A 14,266-nucleotide genomic window follows, 5' to 3' on the forward strand; every position below is an offset into this window, starting at 1 on the left:
TGATTCGGGTTAAGTAACAAATATTTAACTTGCATGAATTATCACATTAATGCAGTATATGTGACATATCTCTCGCGCTGGTAGTTATCCAGAGTTCGGCCTGTTTCTAACCCTAGGGCAGGCTTTTTTTACGTATATTTTTGATCAAAAGTTAAATTACAAGGTTTTGTGAATTTTCATCTTCATTGATAAGATACTTGCTCAAGTTAATAAATGATCTATAACCTTGTTAAAAAATAATTCACCGATTTTAATTTTGCTAATTACAGTAATTGGGGGAGTTCTCTACTCTCTTACTGGAAATTCTATTTTTATAAGAAAGCCATCAGTGCTTGAGTCTGAGTGTTATGGCATAGATGTTCCTAACTCTATCAAAGCAAATAAAACGAGATACTTTTGTTCATGTGTTCGAATGGGCGGGCACGTGAGCAAAGAAGAAAATTACAAATACTGTGTTAATCAATTTACTGATAAAGAGAATTAAAACTCTCTAAGAAGATTATGTGAGAACACGCAAAGCACTTCTTGTACAAATTACTATTAACATAATGACAAGGTATAAGAGGAATTGACCAATTCCAGATGCTTGATCAAGTCTGTAATAGTACGTAATATAAAGAAGGAACAGAATTGCAAAAATATAAAGCATGGTGATTTGTAATTAATATTTATGATATGGTAAATATTGTACAGAGAAATGAAGCCTTATTTCACCTGTTAAAGACAATGATTAACCACGCCACTTCGGTGGCATTTGCCGAACGTATTACTGCACATAAAACCCCTTCGAATACTAGGTGTTGAATGGGTTTTTCATTTCTTAAATGTGGTGTTTATGGCAGACAAAGTACATGCTAAACAAGACTTAGAATTTTGCAGTACTGAGCTATCTAAGTACCAAAACTTAAGTCGATCAGGTTTGACGCATAATGAGTTGCTGGCGATCGACGGCATTATGATTAAGTTGAAAGAGCGGATTAAGAATTTGCGGCTGGCTTTTTATATATGATTTATTTCTCAATTATTACTTCTAGAGAAGAAGATATGACTAGCGAATTTAACGCAAAGAAAGCAAAAGAAAACTCATATGTTGGTCCTTATACTTATGAATGAGTCATTATTATAAAAAGTTTTAAAAAGCGCTGAAGCAGCATCCAAGATGAAATTTGATTAAGCTACTGTTGGTGTCGATGATGAAGATGTTACAGCTGAAATTATAGATAGAATTGAAATCGAGTTAAAGAATAGAGATTTTGAAGTGCTAATTTCAAAGTATCCATCAAAGCCGAGAACTTACATCAAAGTTTCTTGGTAAATACAGCCACCTTCGGGTGGTTTTTATTGTTTATCTCTTTGATGTATATTGTAAAAAAATTAAAGCAGTAAAAATATGAAACCAGCATTTTTAATTGTTTTCTTGTTCGTTTTTAGCAATGTGTTTGCAGAAGAAAACGAATCAAAAACCTGTGAAAATCTTAAGAACTCTGCTTATCAAATTATGTTAGAAAGACAGTCGGGAACGAAGCTTCTCGATTTGCTTGAATCTCTACTTAAACCTTTGGATGGTGATACAGTAAATGCATTCGATAATTATTATACCAATAACTTTTTCAGCCATGTAACTGGTTTGGCTTATGAGCTACCGATATATCTAGATGAAAGTGAAAAGCAAATGGCTGCTATAGAGTTTGGTTCAAGAATAAAACGAATTTGTTTAAAGGATAATACGGCTTTATTTGCTCCTGTTAGATTCCAGACGTTCGACGAATAATTCACCTAAAGCCAAATTTTAATCGTACCCACTCACAAGAGTGGGTTTTTAATGGGCGACAAATATGAACGCTGAGGACTACTTTTGGAAAACCAAAAAGCGCCCACCTAAAACGCAGCCGCGATCTAAACCATTGCCTAAGGCAAAACTGAAATATTTAGAAGCTGAAGAGGATTTTCAGTAAGCTTTAGATGTATTGGGTATCAAGTACGAGAAAAAATTTCACTTCAAATCTACCAAGCATTGGCGTTTTGATTTTCACCTCATTGAACATCGAATATTAGTTGAGATTTCGGGTGGTCCTTGGTCTGGTGGTAGATCTGGCAGGCTTAAGAACAAGGCATTGAGTTTAGATCGATATGATCATGCCGTTGAAATGGGTTTTACGGTTGTACGCTTAGAATCTTGTCCACGCTACAAGCTTGATGAAAATGGACCACTACAAATTGATGTGATTCATGCGAGCCAGTGGCTTAAAAATTTAAAGAGGCATTTGTTTAATGGACCAGATCAGACTATTCCCGCCGACGGATCTCATTGATCAGGCAGAGGAAGAAGACGCTATTCGCCTTGCACCCGCCGTGGAATTAAAAGAATGGGTGATTAAAAACTTCTTAACGCTCGGCAGTGAACTTCATAATCCAGATCATGACCACATTGCTGAGTTACTTCACGATGACGAAACATTCTTGGCATTTGCTTGGGCATCATCAGCATGCATGGCGAAGAAACGCATGGTGCTTGGTTAGTGCGAAAAGGTGATGTTCAACCAAGGTGGTTGGAAGAAAGCACGCCAGGAACAACGGTTGCGGGATTGGTTTGGCTATGTGCCAGTCTACCTCATCACTATTGATGCAAGCTTTTGTGAAAACTCTAATGACCACGACTTCTGTGCATTAATCGAGCATGAACTTTATCACATTGGTGTTGAGCGTGATGAAGTTGGTGACATTATGTATAGTGACCATACTGGATTGCCTAAAAATCACTTGGCTGCTCATGATGTAGAAGAGTTCATTGGCGTGGTCAAACGCAGGGGAGCAAACGAGAGCCAAAATCAAAACGCCGTAAGAAGCGTGGTGAAACAAATGATAATGGTTCAACTTGGTTTGATTCATTCCAGTTGCTGATATCGAATGGTCATAGCCATGAAAGCATCCTGAATATGACTTATGGAGCATTTAAGCTTTATACAGAAGCAGTGGTTAAACGTGAAAAGCAGAACATTGCTACTCAGTCCAATATTATTCGTATGGCTCATCATGCAGCAGCGAAGCAATTTAAAGGTTTTGTTGATGAACTGAGCGATTCATGACAAAACTTACATTAAAAAAGTGCTACCTGCTTAATTGATCTCTTGAGGAGTATTGAGTCTCATAAAATCTTTTCCGTATTTAGAATATTCATCATCTTGAATTGAATAGCATGTTTTCACATTATCATAAGAATTACGATACGCAGAGATGCTTCCTATAGTGCATAAGTTTAAGTTATTCAGTGAGTATTGAATTATAGGAGGTTTACCTGTTAAACCGCCGGTGTCATCTTTAAAACCTAGAATTTCATCGCTTAATGGAAAGGCTATGCCATTCTTTGTGTCTAATGCGACAAATCTAAAGGATTTAGAAGATGAACTCATATTAAGCAGAATGTATTTTTCATTGAAATTAGGTTTTTGTGTTTTTATAGCATTTTTGTATTTGGCAATATTTGCTTTTGAACAATAGTCAAAATCATCAAAATCAAACTGACATATAGATATTGATTTATAAGGTACATTAGCTGCCCAAGTACCGACACTCAAGGTTGATGTAATAGTAAGAAGTAGTAGTTTTTTCATTATTAAATATAAAGTAATTAAAGCGCGTGAAGTATAGCTCGTTTATTCTGCTACGCGACAACATTTAACTTACTCAATATGGTCATTTTTTATAATAAGTGATTTTGTGGTCATGTTAAATGAAAAAGTTTTATTGATGAATTAAAAGAATAAAAATAGACTAGGTCGCAGAATAAAGGGGAATTCATGAAAAAACTAATAATTTTAGCTTTAACTGTTATTTCGACCACTGTTTTTGCAGCTGAGCGTACGACAAATAACTTTAGAACCAATTCAGGTGATCTGGTTTCTGTTGGTCAAACCGAAGCTGCGCTTATTGAGAAAATGGGGAAGCCTAAACCAAAACATTATGTACTTGATGATGGGCAATTTTACTGTGCAGCAACTGAGTATGTGTATCGTGTTGATATGCAGGTATACAAAGTAATGTTATGCCGCGGAAAGATTGTCAAAATTGAATGGTAGAATGCTTAAGGGTGGGGTATGAAGCGGAGATATTTATTGGGCTTAGCTTTTCTATCAGTCCTACATGGTGCTACTGCTGCTGAGATTTACACATGTAATGTTGGTGGCAAGACTGTGTACCAAGGAAAGCCTTGTGCTGGAAGCAAAGAGCTGAGGGATAAGGTTAATAATGCCAAAGCTCAAGAGTCTTCAAGGCAACAAGCCTATGAGCGCCAGAAAGCAGAATGAGCTGCAAGAGTTGAACCTAGAATTGGAATGTCTGCTCAACAAGCAGAAAAGTCTACTTGGGGGTATCCAGACAAGGTTAACAAAACCACAAATGTTTACGGTGTGAGTGAGCAGTGGGTTTGCCGAATGTATAGGGGGTAAAGCCGCTATTTGTACTTTACCAATGGCTTATTAACTTCGATGCAAGATTAAAGTTCCCATCTAAACTTTTGTTGTTATGCTCTATTTCTATAAAAATGAACTATTTAAGGGGGATTTATGTATTTAATTGAGCAACTGGTTTTGCCAATTATTGTTATAATTGTTGCGGTGATTGGTCGTCTTATGAAGAGAGATAAGCCGCTAAGATCAAAATATTATATTATTGTTTTTGTGGTCTATTTATTTCTTTTTGGGGTGAATGATTTTGTGCCGACTGAAGACAAAATTGCCGTATTGTCGTTGACTGCTTTGATTTTGGTTTGTAGTTATTTTCTAGAAAAGAAAATAATGGAAGCAGAAATTACTTAACTAGATATATCCAACTCCAACATTATTTAGCCTGAGTTTGGAATTAGAATTTTAAAAATATTCCAGTGTTGGTAATAATATTGTCAGTAATTCGGAACTCACAATGATTTAATTCTCACATGTCTAACAACCGACTCAAACGAGTCGGTTTTTTATTGTCTGGAGCAATTTAAATGGCTGGTAGTTTAGATTTCAACTTGAACCTATTGGCTAATACCACAGGCTTCAATCAAGGAATGAATGGGGCAAAATTCGCTGTAAATGCACTTGTTGGTGCGATGGCTGCTCTAGGTGTTGGTTTAGGGATTAATGAATTAGTTCAAGCGGCTGATAGCTACACAAACCTTTCAACACGAATCAATATCGCCACTCAAGAGGATGGAAATTTTAATCAGGCAATGGCTGGTGTCCATCAAGTTGCTTTGATGACCAATTCAAGTCTCGAGGCTACAGGCAGTCTATTCACTCGTATCAGTACGATTGGTAAAGACATGGGGATGTCTCAGCAACAAGCTTTGGATTTAACCAAGACTGTTACCCAGGCAATTCAAATTGGTGGTGGATCAGCTCAAGCAAGTGAAGCGGCTGTACAGCAATTCATTCAAGCTATGCAGGGTGGTGTGCTCCGTGGAGAAGAGTTTAACTCTATCATGGAAAACGGCTATGGTCTTGCCGAAGCAGTGGCGAAAGGCTTAGGTGTAACCACGGGTGAACTCCGTAAGATGGTTGAAAATGGTGAGCTTTCTTCAGAGCGAGTCATCAAGGCGATTCAGTCCTAAGCTGGTGCAATTCAAGAGACCTACAATCAGTTTCCAACAACGATTTCAAATGCACTGCAAAAGATTGCAACTTCTTGGCAGATATTGATTGGTTAGATGGATCAGGCAAGTGGTTCAGGCGATTGCGATCAAGCCACTGTATAAGAAAACCTTCTGGGATTCGATGAGTACTAATGACTATGACATTTTGTTGCCTGAGTCGATCATCACCAACCAATCTACAGATTATGAAACCTATCCAGACTATAACGGCATCAGCCTGACCAATGACAAGACAGGCGCTACAGGGCTGGTGAAACGCACAGGCACCAATGGTGATGTATTGCTAGAGACGGTCAACAATAAGCTATTCTCCTCCGCATCAGTTATGGGGGCTTATGGCAAGTCCGCGTTGGACAAAGCAGGAATGGCAGAGACGCATATATTTACTATGCCATTAACCCAAGAAATTGGTCAATACAAACCTGCAGATGTCCTGGCATTTAATGCAGAGTGGTGGGGAGTTGTAGATTCAGTGAGCTACTCATTCTCCTATAGCAAAGTCACACAGACCGTAACTGTGGAGCGAGTCAATCATGAGTAATGCATTTAAGCGCTTGTTGGATCTCATCCCGAAAGAGCCTGAGTCTGTAGGTACGGTTCAAAGTGCTGAGTATCCCAATTATAAGGTATTGGTCATTGATGGATTTGGCTTAGTCGCCTGTACTGCTTCCACGGTATTTCAAATGGGTAGTCGAGTGTTTGTTCGGGGGCAATTGATCGTAAGGGGTGCACCTGCAGGAGAAGTCATGAATATTGAAGTTTAAGTGAGAAGAAGTGAGTGCCGCGTTAAGCTGTTTTTTTTATGTCAAAAATTTGGGGAAATATATATGGAGCCTGTCTTTACAAGTAGTTTTGGTTTAAGTGCACTTATGAAATTTTATGGTACAGCAATTATGGTGATGTTGGCGGTGGCCTTGGTTGCTGCAGTCGTCCTGATGACACGTATGCCGCGATCACCTCAAGAGTGGGCAGTGGGATTAATCTGCACAGTGGTATCTAGTCTGGCAGGTGGATCATTCATCATTGTTAAATTTGCCCTGTATTCATGGGTGGCTGACATTTGGGGAATGATTACGCTCGGTGGCTTCTTCGTTGTATGTGGATTACCAGGTTGGGCGATAGTACGCTGGATTTTTAACTACATCGACAAACAAGAAGGGAAAACCATAATTGAAGTCATGAAAGAGCTGAAGAAATCCAAAGACAATCTGACGAAATAATATCAATTCAATCAATGCCGCCGAAAGGCGGTTTTTTATTGCATATAGGAAAGTGAAATGAACTTTAAAAACCTGCAAAAAACTTTAGGTGTAGTTGTTGATGGAAATATTGGCGTTAATACATTAACAGCGCTATTTAAGAAACTTGGAGCAAATCAGAGTTGGGCTGAAGAGCTTGGATTGGCAGCAAATGTGCATTTAAAAGATTCTACAATCCTTTACAACTAATTGCGTTTTGCTCACTTTATGGCGCAACTCGCACATGAGACGGGCAACTTTAAATACATGCAAGAAATCGCATCCGGTACTGCATATGAGGGGCGCAAAGACCTTGGCAACGTAATGGCTGGTGATGGTGTTCGCTATAAAGGTCGCGGACCAATTCAACTTACCAGTCGTGCGAACTACAAAAAGTATGGTCGAGCACTTGGAATTGATTTTGAATCGCATCCAGAAATTGTTGCAATGCCAAGTATCGGATTACTTGTTGTTTGCAAGCTCTGGACAAGTAATGCCTTGAATGAACTCGCGGATAAAGGTGATGCGCTTTCGATCACCAAAAATATTAATGGTGGCACAAATGGTTTGAATGACCGAAAAGCTAATCTAACGAAAATTAAAGGCTGGATGTCATGACTTATATCATTCTAGCGGCAAAGTTTTGGCGAGAATGCATAATTGTATTTCTCGCTTTTTGTTACTGATCTGTCTGTTGTTGAACAGCAAAACTGGCCAGCTTAAAGAAGCCGATTCCAAGTGCTTCGTCAAAATCCAAGAGATCGAACAGAAGCACTTGAAAGCCTTGGCAGCCAAGCAAGATCAAATCAATAAAGCGAGCTCAGATTATGAGGCCGAAAAATCAAAACAGCGGGTCAAAGTCGAAACGGTTACACGTGAAGTGCAAAAGATCATTGATCGTCCTGTGTATCAGCAGCATTGTTTTGATGACACAGGCGTGCAGCTCATCAACTCACTTATTACCGACGATACCAGCGAACCTCCTTGAGTCTTGAGCGGATCTGCAAAAGTTAGAGTCTGGACAGGGTAAAGTGGCTTTGGTCTGGTCTATTGATGTGGTTGCCAAATACAATCACTGTAAGGCGAAGCATGGTGCTATTGTGAAAGCCCTCAAGTAATCTACAAAACCAACTTAGATTTATTTAATAGAATTTGGCAAATATTTATTATCTATTGTTGAGGTGGAATTTACTGTAAATTCCCCTTTTGGTGATACATCAAAAACAATAGTTTTTGATGTCAAGACACTTGTAGCTTTGGTATTGTTAAATGTGTAGGTAATGGTGCAATTTGGTGCTACCCCTCCAGCTTGGATGCTGCCATATTGGCTATCTGTGGAATCATTATAGCAAATGTTATCTGTTATCCCTTCAATAACTTTACTTTTAAAGCCATCTGCAAAAACCAATGCTTCAGATACTTGTGATCGAGCTGTATAATTTTGATACGCTGGAATTGCTATTGCAGCTAAGATACCTATTATCGCCACAACGATTAGCAACTCAATTATGGTAAATCCATCATGAGAAAACATCTACATCCCTCCAAATATATGAGAAATGAATCATTTCTTGATATGTATAATTATTATTCTAAATGATGTTTTAATAACTAAATATCCCTAAAATTGGTTATTTAGGCTAAACGGAATAAGGGATTTAAACTTTATTCTTCTACAACCTCAGCATCCCACTAAAATTTCCCGCGCTGTCTTGCTAAATAACATTAGCATTCACACGACCCATAAAGTTCATAACATTATCGCTATCGTTGATCCATTCAAAACGTGTCGTTAATTGAGCATCAACCTCGGAAGGTTCCCAGTAGTCATCCTCATTAGTGATGGTCTGACTTGCAATGTATATCCTATCTTCTTGATGCGCCACATTGATTCGACCTGAAATTAATTTAAGAAGTAAAATATGGATGCCCTCAAGTAAGGGCTTTTATAAACGGGTTAGTTTCTTAACAGAATTGTAAAACTTGTTATGCCGAAGGAATGATTAACCGGCCTTAGCAAAGTATTCATCCTTTGTTAAGCGTGTAATATATTTTGTTCGGTAAACATTCATCACAGGATTATGAATATTTTCCTCTGTGGAGTGATATTGGAAACCGCATTTTGCTTGTGCTTTATGGGATTGTTCATTGTCAGCATAATAGCCGCACCATAAATTATCTAATGCCATATCTTTGAAGCCGTAATCGATGATTGATTTTGTAGCTTCTGGCACTAAGCCTTGCCCCCAATATGGAACACCGATCCAATATGAAATTTCGCCATCATTATCACCAATAGCAAAATTTGCATCTTTCCCTACTAGATACCCAATTAAGCCAATTGCCTTGTCTTCACCTTTCAATGTGATTGCAAAAATATGAGGTCGCATAAATACGTCCCGTATCACCTGTAAGCTTTCGTCAATGCTTTGGTGAACTGGCCAGCCAGCAATTGGACCAACTCTGTCATCCTTTGCATATTCATACAAAGACTCTGCATCGGATTCTTTCCATGGTCTTAACACCATACGTTTGGTTGTTATAGTCATTCTCTTTCCTTCTGACGATTTACTTAATGAATAAGCTTTAGTTTGAAGAAAACACATTACCTAGATAAGGGCATTACTTTCGCTTTATCGGTACTTTTGACAATTAAATAGATTCATTCAATAATAAATAATCTTGAAAAATTTCATTATAGAAATAGCTATGTTTCAACGATTCAATATTACAGAACAATCACAACAGGATTATTGGGTCGGAACCGGTACCATTCATCAGCTTGATAAGGTTCCTTTGCAATTACCATATGCCAATCTCTTAATTTGCCAATCAGGTCATGCTCAGATTTGTGTGAATTTTAAAAAATATAATTATAAACAAGGAGATATATTTTTTATTTCAGATGACTCTATTGTGACTATCCACGAATCCTCTGCAGATTTTTCTATTTTCTATTGTTTAATGGCCCGATCATTTGCTTCGGAAGTTGCTTATGTTTTACCCACAGATTTATTTTCCTATTTACGTGATTACCCACATTCAGAGCCATCTGATGACTATTTAATTTTTATATGGGATTGGATAGCGCAAATGAATTTCTTACTCAAAAACAGTGGAAATTTTGCTTGGACTACATTGCGTAATCATTTACAGAATTTTTTTCTCATCATGGTCGAGCAAGCCGATGATCTAAATATAAAAAATGCTACTAAACATAGCCGAAAAGAGATGATTTGTTGGCAGTTTTGGGAATTAATTCAGCATCACTGTTATCGAGAAAGAGCTGTTGCTTTTTATGCCAACCTTTTATCAATTACACCATATTACTTATCACAACTCACTCAAGATTTGTTTAATGATAGTCCGAAAACCTTGATTGATCGCCAAGTGATTTTAGAAATTAAAAAGAAACTCATACAAACAAAAGAACCTATAGAAGTTATTGCTGATGCAATGAACTTTAATGACCCATCATATTTATGTCGGTATTTTAAAAGGCATACAGGCATTTCATTGAGCCAGTTTCGTAAAACTGGACTCAAATGATATTGAACTGTTCATAAGAAAATCCATAGGTAGAAAGCAGGAACATATCGAATTTTTAGATTCGGTTCATCTGATTACCATAAGATTAATATTGATAAAAAGATTGGTAAAAGCTATGATAACAAATAAAACTTTTGATGAGGTACTTAGCAAGGTGCCAGAAGTTACCCAGCTATTCTAGATTATTAAAATTGCTGCTACAACGCTAGGTGAAACTGCTGGTGATGCATTATCGATGTCCTTAAACCTTGGATATGCGGTTAGCACGGGTATCTTTGCAGTTATTTTTGCTGCACAGATTAAGTCAAAACAATATAGTCCATTTTTATACTGGGTAACCATCATTGCAACTACGACACTCGGTACAAACATTGCGGATTATGTTGATCGAACGTTAGGTGTTGGTTATCTAGGTGGGAGCCTTATTCTTTTAGGTTTGCTGCTAGCCTCCCTATTTACCTGGTATCGCAGAAGTGGATCAATTTCAGTTAACAACATTCAATCAGCAAAAAGAGAAGCCTTTTATTGGTTAACGATTATGTTCTCGCAAACACTTGGTACTGCGCTCGGTGACTGGACTGCTAATACTCAAGGGCTAGGATATACCAGTGCAGCAATGATTTTTGGTGGTCTATTATTGTTGTTAACCTTTTTACATGTGTGGACTGAGGTGTCAAAAACATTTTTATTCTGGGGAGCATTTGTACTTACGCGACCTTTAGGGGCTGTTCTTGGGGATTTTCTAGACAAACCTATTAGTCATGGCGGTCTGGAGTTGAGTAGATTTGGTGCGTCATTTGTCTTACTCGCATTTATCATTATCTGCCTTGTTATCTTTAAGCCGAAAGCTGCAAAAGTTGCACATTGAAATAGTGTTTATCAAATTAAAAGCATAAGCAGAGCCATTTTTCATGATAGGAAACACTATTTTTAGTAATTGTCTTTAATTTTTTAATCCACTTGGCATAGGCTTTTGTCTGCTGAGGTATGTACTCATAATAATCATAGGTGTCTTGTTCATCAGGCATAACGTGACCAAACATTAGCTTCGCACCCCACTTAAAACCACATAATTATTCTTCAATAGTGGTCAATGACCACTGAGTCTCTTTATTAAATAGTTTTATCAACCAACACCCATATTTCCCACTGAAAGGTGTGCTTGAATTAAATCTAAATTTACAATCAATATCCCTATATGGGGATATTTGTTGGTTTGTTGTATCACGTACTATAAGTTACAAAAGGGTAATTTCTCTAAGGAACCGTGAGTCAAGGAAATATAATATGAAAAAATTTTTGTTAACAGCTTTTATTAGTGTAGCACTTACAGCGTGTGGAGGAGGGGATGACGATGACTCAGAACAAACAAGCTCGCCTTCAACATCAATTTCAGGTGAAAACACAGGTATTCTTACAGATGGTGTAATTTCGGGTGTAACCTTTACAACCAGCAGTGGTGTGACAGGCACTACAAATGAAAATGGCGAATTTACCTACAATGATAACGACCAAGTTACATTTAATATTGGGGGTGTACAATTAGGCGAAACAATACCAGCACAATCTCGTATTACACCACTAGAACTTACATCAGATACAAATTATCGTGAAAGTTTAATGGTTTTCTTGCAATCGCTAGATAGCAATAGTGATCATGATGATGGTATTCAAATTAATGAAGCAGCACTTAAGCTTTTAGAAAACAGTAATATAAACATTAATCGACCAGCAAGTGAATTAATTCAAGATTCAGAGTTTAAACAACTAGCGGCTCAGTTGGGTACAACTATTGTCTCGCCTGAACAAGCCAAAGAAAACTTTCAAAAAGCTTTATATAAAGACATTGCAGGTGTATGGGAATTTAATCGTACCAATGAACATGCAGTCTTGGTATATATTGACGAACAAGGTAACTTTGCATTAGGTGAGGCAGACGAAACTGATGATGCTGGTACAGCTGGTCTTGAAACTGGTGCATTGAATTGGGATGCGTTGACAGGAAATATAAAACCTACCTTTACGCGAGATACCAATGGAGAGTGGGGGCTTTCACATCCAGCTGAATCGAAACCTTATACATTAAGTTTTGATGGCACAGTTTTATCATTATTTGAACCAGGTGTTAACGAAACCTATGCACTAAAACGAGTATCAAAAGTTGATGGAGCGTTAACAGGCGGGTGGAAGTACTCTGAAGGTCAAATATTTGCCTTCTTCGACAATGAATACTATTTCATGATTGATCCTGTTGGTGATTCTGAGTGCGGTCAACCAGGAATCGAATATGGTAAATATCTTTTAAATAGTGGAAGAATTTATCCTGAAACCCCTCTATTTGATACTAACTTGTGTGCGGGTTTATATGATACAACAGGTGAAACTCCTTCTTTTGCCTATAGCATCAATAATAATTTACTGACCGTGCAGGGCGAAGGTGAGAGTGCTGTTACTCTAGATAGAATAAATCCTTAAAATCCATATTGTGCATAGTGTTTTCTTTTGAGTGTGCTTTATGAAGTAAAAATGGGAGCTTATGGCTCCCATTTTTATGGTTGTATTCTTGATTAATAAAAATGAATTTCTACACCTTATTCCGCATTGCTGTAATTTCATTTAACTTCTCAATCCACTTGGCATAGGCTTCTGTCTGCTGGGGAATGTACTCATAATAATCATACGTGCTTTGTTCACCAGGCATGACATGACCAATCATCAACTCAGCTACATCACGTGAAGTGAAGGCACTGAAATTTGTACGCGCCGTTCTACGCAGATCGTGAAGTGTCCAGTGGGGCATGTTGTAGTCATGGTGTCTGCGCAGTCTTTCCATAATATTTGCTGGCAATGCGATTGAAGCACCATTACCCATAGGCGTTACATCATTATCATTCGTTAGGAAGTATTCTGAGTTATTGTGATGCATGGCTTCAACAATCAATTCTTCCATTTCGGGAAGAATCGGACGAATTATTTCACGTCCTGTTTTCTTGCCGACCTTGTTGTTACCGACTGGTGCCACCCAAACTTTTTTCTTCAAATCAAAGTCTTTTTTCTTCGCGCTACGCAACTCACCATTACGACAGCCGAACATGAGGCACAGCTTCATGAAGATTTTATTTTTTGGTGTAGTCTTGGACTCATCTATGGCCATCCATACCATAGCAATCTCTTCATCGTTCAGAACGCGCTTAACCCGGTTCTTTTCAATGCCGAGATCTTCTTTGGCGTAAATATCAGAAAGTGGGTTTACTTCAATCAATTCGCGCTTCTTCGCCCACTTCAAAACCTGTTTTGCATTGGTTAGTACACGTTCAGCAATAGAGGGTACGTTTTCTGTGAGATCTTCCAAGATAGCCAACCATTGCTGCAGTGTGATTCGATCAATGGGTAAATCGCCGATCTCGGGCAGTACATGAATCTCAAATGAACTTTTGATATCCGCAGCTGACTTCTTTTTCTTAACACAATACCCTTCATACCAGTCATTGAATACTTCACTTAGCGTACTGGCATCAATGTACTTTTGCTGCTGTACACGCACCTCAACTTTTGGGTTTTGTCCCTGATCCAATAATGCACGCATTTCAGTCGCTTTAAGTCGCGCATCTTTAAGAGATAGGTGAGGGTAGGTGCCAAGGTCTAAGCGCTCTGCCTTGCCAGCAAATCGGTAGCGTAATTGAAAAACGATTTTGCCTTTAGGTGAGATTCGAACACTCATTGAATCACGGTCTGCAACTTCTTCGACTTTATCACGAGCCTTGCCATTATTGGTTTTCAGCCACAATTCAGAGAGCGCCATAGATCACCTGTGTACATAATTTCAGAGCGTCAAAAAGAAATC

14 protein-coding genes and 5 pseudogenes are annotated in these 14,266 nt (G+C 38.1%); 15 read left to right on the forward strand and 4 right to left on the reverse strand.

The genetic code is table 11. The annotated features are described in order from the left end of the window. The first annotated feature begins 1,390 nt into the window (after window positions 1–1,390). The 4 genes and pseudogenes from GWK51_RS14460 (at window position 1,391) to GWK51_RS14470 (ending at window position 3,086) form a co-directional block, all read left to right on the forward strand. A complete protein-coding gene (locus tag GWK51_RS14460) occupies window positions 1,391–1,771 on the forward strand; it encodes a hypothetical protein (RefSeq protein WP_171519188.1) in 381 nt (126 codons plus the stop codon). Between the two features lie 64 nt (window positions 1,772–1,835). Then, window positions 1,836–2,312 (forward strand): annotated as a pseudogene (locus GWK51_RS16660) (hypothetical protein). Beyond that, window positions 2,272–2,901, forward strand: a pseudogene (locus GWK51_RS14465) (putative metallopeptidase). Before GWK51_RS16660 ends, GWK51_RS14465 begins: the two co-directional pseudogenes overlap by 41 nt. Before the next feature lie 35 nt (window positions 2,902–2,936). Continuing rightward, complete coding sequence (locus GWK51_RS14470; protein ID WP_161934239.1) at window positions 2,937–3,086, forward strand: hypothetical protein; 150 nt, start codon at window positions 2,937–2,939, stop codon at window positions 3,084–3,086. 30 nt (window positions 3,087–3,116) lie between these two features. Here the strand turns inward: GWK51_RS14470 and GWK51_RS14475 are convergent, their stop codons facing one another. Continuing rightward, the gene (locus GWK51_RS14475; RefSeq protein WP_161934240.1) at window positions 3,117–3,611 is read right to left on the reverse strand and encodes a hypothetical protein; all 495 of its coding nucleotides are present in this window, start codon (window positions 3,609–3,611) and stop codon (window positions 3,117–3,119) included. 186 nt (window positions 3,612–3,797) lie between these two features. On the opposite strand from GWK51_RS14475, the gene GWK51_RS14480 reads away from it, so the two are divergent. The 8 genes and pseudogenes from GWK51_RS14480 to GWK51_RS14515 all read left to right on the forward strand — a co-directional run bounded on the left by GWK51_RS14480 (window position 3,798) and on the right by GWK51_RS14515 (window position 7,861). After that, complete coding sequence (locus GWK51_RS14480) at window positions 3,798–4,076, forward strand: hypothetical protein (RefSeq protein ID WP_161934241.1); 279 nt, start codon at window positions 3,798–3,800, stop codon at window positions 4,074–4,076. Window positions 4,077–4,562: 486 nt separating this feature from the next. Beyond that, window positions 4,563–4,814 (forward strand): hypothetical protein, encoded by a 252-nt coding sequence (locus tag GWK51_RS14485; RefSeq protein ID WP_161934242.1) that lies wholly within the window; start codon window positions 4,563–4,565, stop codon window positions 4,812–4,814. Between the two features lie 173 nt (window positions 4,815–4,987). After that, a pseudogene (locus GWK51_RS14490) lies at window positions 4,988–5,686 on the forward strand (tape measure protein); the annotation flags it as partial. Between the two features lie 16 nt (window positions 5,687–5,702). Beyond that, window positions 5,703–6,176, forward strand: a complete 474-nt coding sequence (locus tag GWK51_RS14495) for a hypothetical protein (protein ID WP_216071781.1) — start codon at window positions 5,703–5,705, stop codon at window positions 6,174–6,176. After that, complete coding sequence (locus GWK51_RS14500) at window positions 6,169–6,399, forward strand: hypothetical protein (protein ID WP_161934243.1); 231 nt, start codon at window positions 6,169–6,171, stop codon at window positions 6,397–6,399. The genes GWK51_RS14495 and GWK51_RS14500 overlap by 8 nt, the downstream gene beginning before the upstream one ends. A 63-nt stretch (window positions 6,400–6,462) precedes the next feature. Next, a complete protein-coding gene (locus GWK51_RS14505; RefSeq protein ID WP_161934244.1) occupies window positions 6,463–6,855 on the forward strand; it encodes a hypothetical protein in 393 nt (130 codons plus the stop codon). A 57-nt stretch (window positions 6,856–6,912) separates the two neighbouring features. After that, window positions 6,913–7,491 (forward strand): annotated as a pseudogene (locus tag GWK51_RS14510) (glycoside hydrolase family 19 protein). A gap of 34 nt (window positions 7,492–7,525) precedes the next feature. Next, complete coding sequence (locus GWK51_RS14515; protein WP_407925992.1) at window positions 7,526–7,861, forward strand: hypothetical protein; 336 nt, start codon at window positions 7,526–7,528, stop codon at window positions 7,859–7,861. 150 nt (window positions 7,862–8,011) lie between these two features. On the opposite strand, the gene GWK51_RS14520 is transcribed toward GWK51_RS14515, so the two are convergent. Beyond that, on the reverse strand, window positions 8,012–8,407 hold the full coding sequence (locus GWK51_RS14520) for a pilin (protein ID WP_161934245.1): 396 nt from the start codon (window positions 8,405–8,407) through the stop codon (window positions 8,012–8,014). A gap of 469 nt (window positions 8,408–8,876) precedes the next feature. After that, window positions 8,877–9,422: a GNAT family N-acetyltransferase gene (locus GWK51_RS14525; protein ID WP_161934246.1), complete on the reverse strand. Its 546-nt coding sequence runs from the start codon at window positions 9,420–9,422 to the stop codon at window positions 8,877–8,879. 160 nt (window positions 9,423–9,582) lie between these two features. Here GWK51_RS14525 and GWK51_RS14530 point away from each other — a divergent pair, with 160 nt between their 5' ends. The 3 genes and pseudogenes from GWK51_RS14530 to GWK51_RS14540 all read left to right on the forward strand — a co-directional run bounded on the left by GWK51_RS14530 (window position 9,583) and on the right by GWK51_RS14540 (window position 12,897). Continuing rightward, window positions 9,583–10,422: a helix-turn-helix domain-containing protein gene (locus GWK51_RS14530; protein ID WP_161934247.1), complete on the forward strand. Its 840-nt coding sequence runs from the start codon at window positions 9,583–9,585 to the stop codon at window positions 10,420–10,422. Window positions 10,423–10,537: 115 nt separating this feature from the next. After that, window positions 10,538–11,290 (forward strand): annotated as a pseudogene (locus GWK51_RS14535) (COG4705 family protein). A gap of 419 nt (window positions 11,291–11,709) precedes the next feature. Then, window positions 11,710–12,897 carry a hypothetical protein gene (locus GWK51_RS14540; protein ID WP_161934248.1) on the forward strand — a complete coding sequence of 396 codons (1,188 nt, stop codon included), beginning with the start codon at window positions 11,710–11,712 and terminating at the stop codon, window positions 12,895–12,897. A 109-nt stretch (window positions 12,898–13,006) separates the two neighbouring features. Here the strand turns inward: GWK51_RS14540 and GWK51_RS14545 are convergent, their stop codons facing one another. Further along, complete coding sequence (locus GWK51_RS14545) at window positions 13,007–14,224, reverse strand: tyrosine-type recombinase/integrase (protein ID WP_161934249.1); 1,218 nt, start codon at window positions 14,222–14,224, stop codon at window positions 13,007–13,009. Window positions 14,225–14,266 lie beyond the last annotated feature (42 nt).

Origin of the sequence: Acinetobacter kanungonis, assembly GCF_009939195.1 — a bacterium.
In the GTDB taxonomy this organism is placed as follows: Bacteria; Pseudomonadota; Gammaproteobacteria; order Pseudomonadales; family Moraxellaceae; genus Acinetobacter; species Acinetobacter kanungonis.

Excerpts from the sequence above, each read along its gene's own strand:
- GWK51_RS14525 (WP_161934246.1), bottom strand. The coding sequence starts at position 9,422 with ATGACTATAACAACCAAACGTATGGTGTTAAGACCATGGAAAGAATCC.
- GWK51_RS14505 (WP_161934244.1), top strand. The coding sequence starts at position 6,463 with ATGGAGCCTGTCTTTACAAGTAGTTTTGGTTTAAGTGCACTTATGAAA.
- GWK51_RS14540 (WP_161934248.1), top strand. The coding sequence starts at position 11,710 with ATGAAAAAATTTTTGTTAACAGCTTTTATTAGTGTAGCACTTACAGCG.
- GWK51_RS14515 (WP_407925992.1), top strand. The coding sequence starts at position 7,526 with ATGCATAATTGTATTTCTCGCTTTTTGTTACTGATCTGTCTGTTGTTG.
- GWK51_RS14470 (WP_161934239.1), top strand. The coding sequence starts at position 2,937 with ATGACTTATGGAGCATTTAAGCTTTATACAGAAGCAGTGGTTAAACGT.
- GWK51_RS14500 (WP_161934243.1), top strand. The coding sequence starts at position 6,169 with ATGAGTAATGCATTTAAGCGCTTGTTGGATCTCATCCCGAAAGAGCCT.
- GWK51_RS14485 (WP_161934242.1), top strand. The coding sequence starts at position 4,563 with ATGTATTTAATTGAGCAACTGGTTTTGCCAATTATTGTTATAATTGTT.
- GWK51_RS14480 (WP_161934241.1), top strand. The coding sequence starts at position 3,798 with ATGAAAAAACTAATAATTTTAGCTTTAACTGTTATTTCGACCACTGTT.
- GWK51_RS14520 (WP_161934245.1), bottom strand. The coding sequence starts at position 8,407 with ATGTTTTCTCATGATGGATTTACCATAATTGAGTTGCTAATCGTTGTG.
- GWK51_RS14475 (WP_161934240.1), bottom strand. The coding sequence starts at position 3,611 with ATGAAAAAACTACTACTTCTTACTATTACATCAACCTTGAGTGTCGGT.
- GWK51_RS14545 (WP_161934249.1), bottom strand. The coding sequence starts at position 14,224 with ATGGCGCTCTCTGAATTGTGGCTGAAAACCAATAATGGCAAGGCTCGT.
- GWK51_RS14460 (WP_171519188.1), top strand. The coding sequence starts at position 1,391 with ATGAAACCAGCATTTTTAATTGTTTTCTTGTTCGTTTTTAGCAATGTG.
- GWK51_RS14530 (WP_161934247.1), top strand. The coding sequence starts at position 9,583 with ATGTTTCAACGATTCAATATTACAGAACAATCACAACAGGATTATTGG.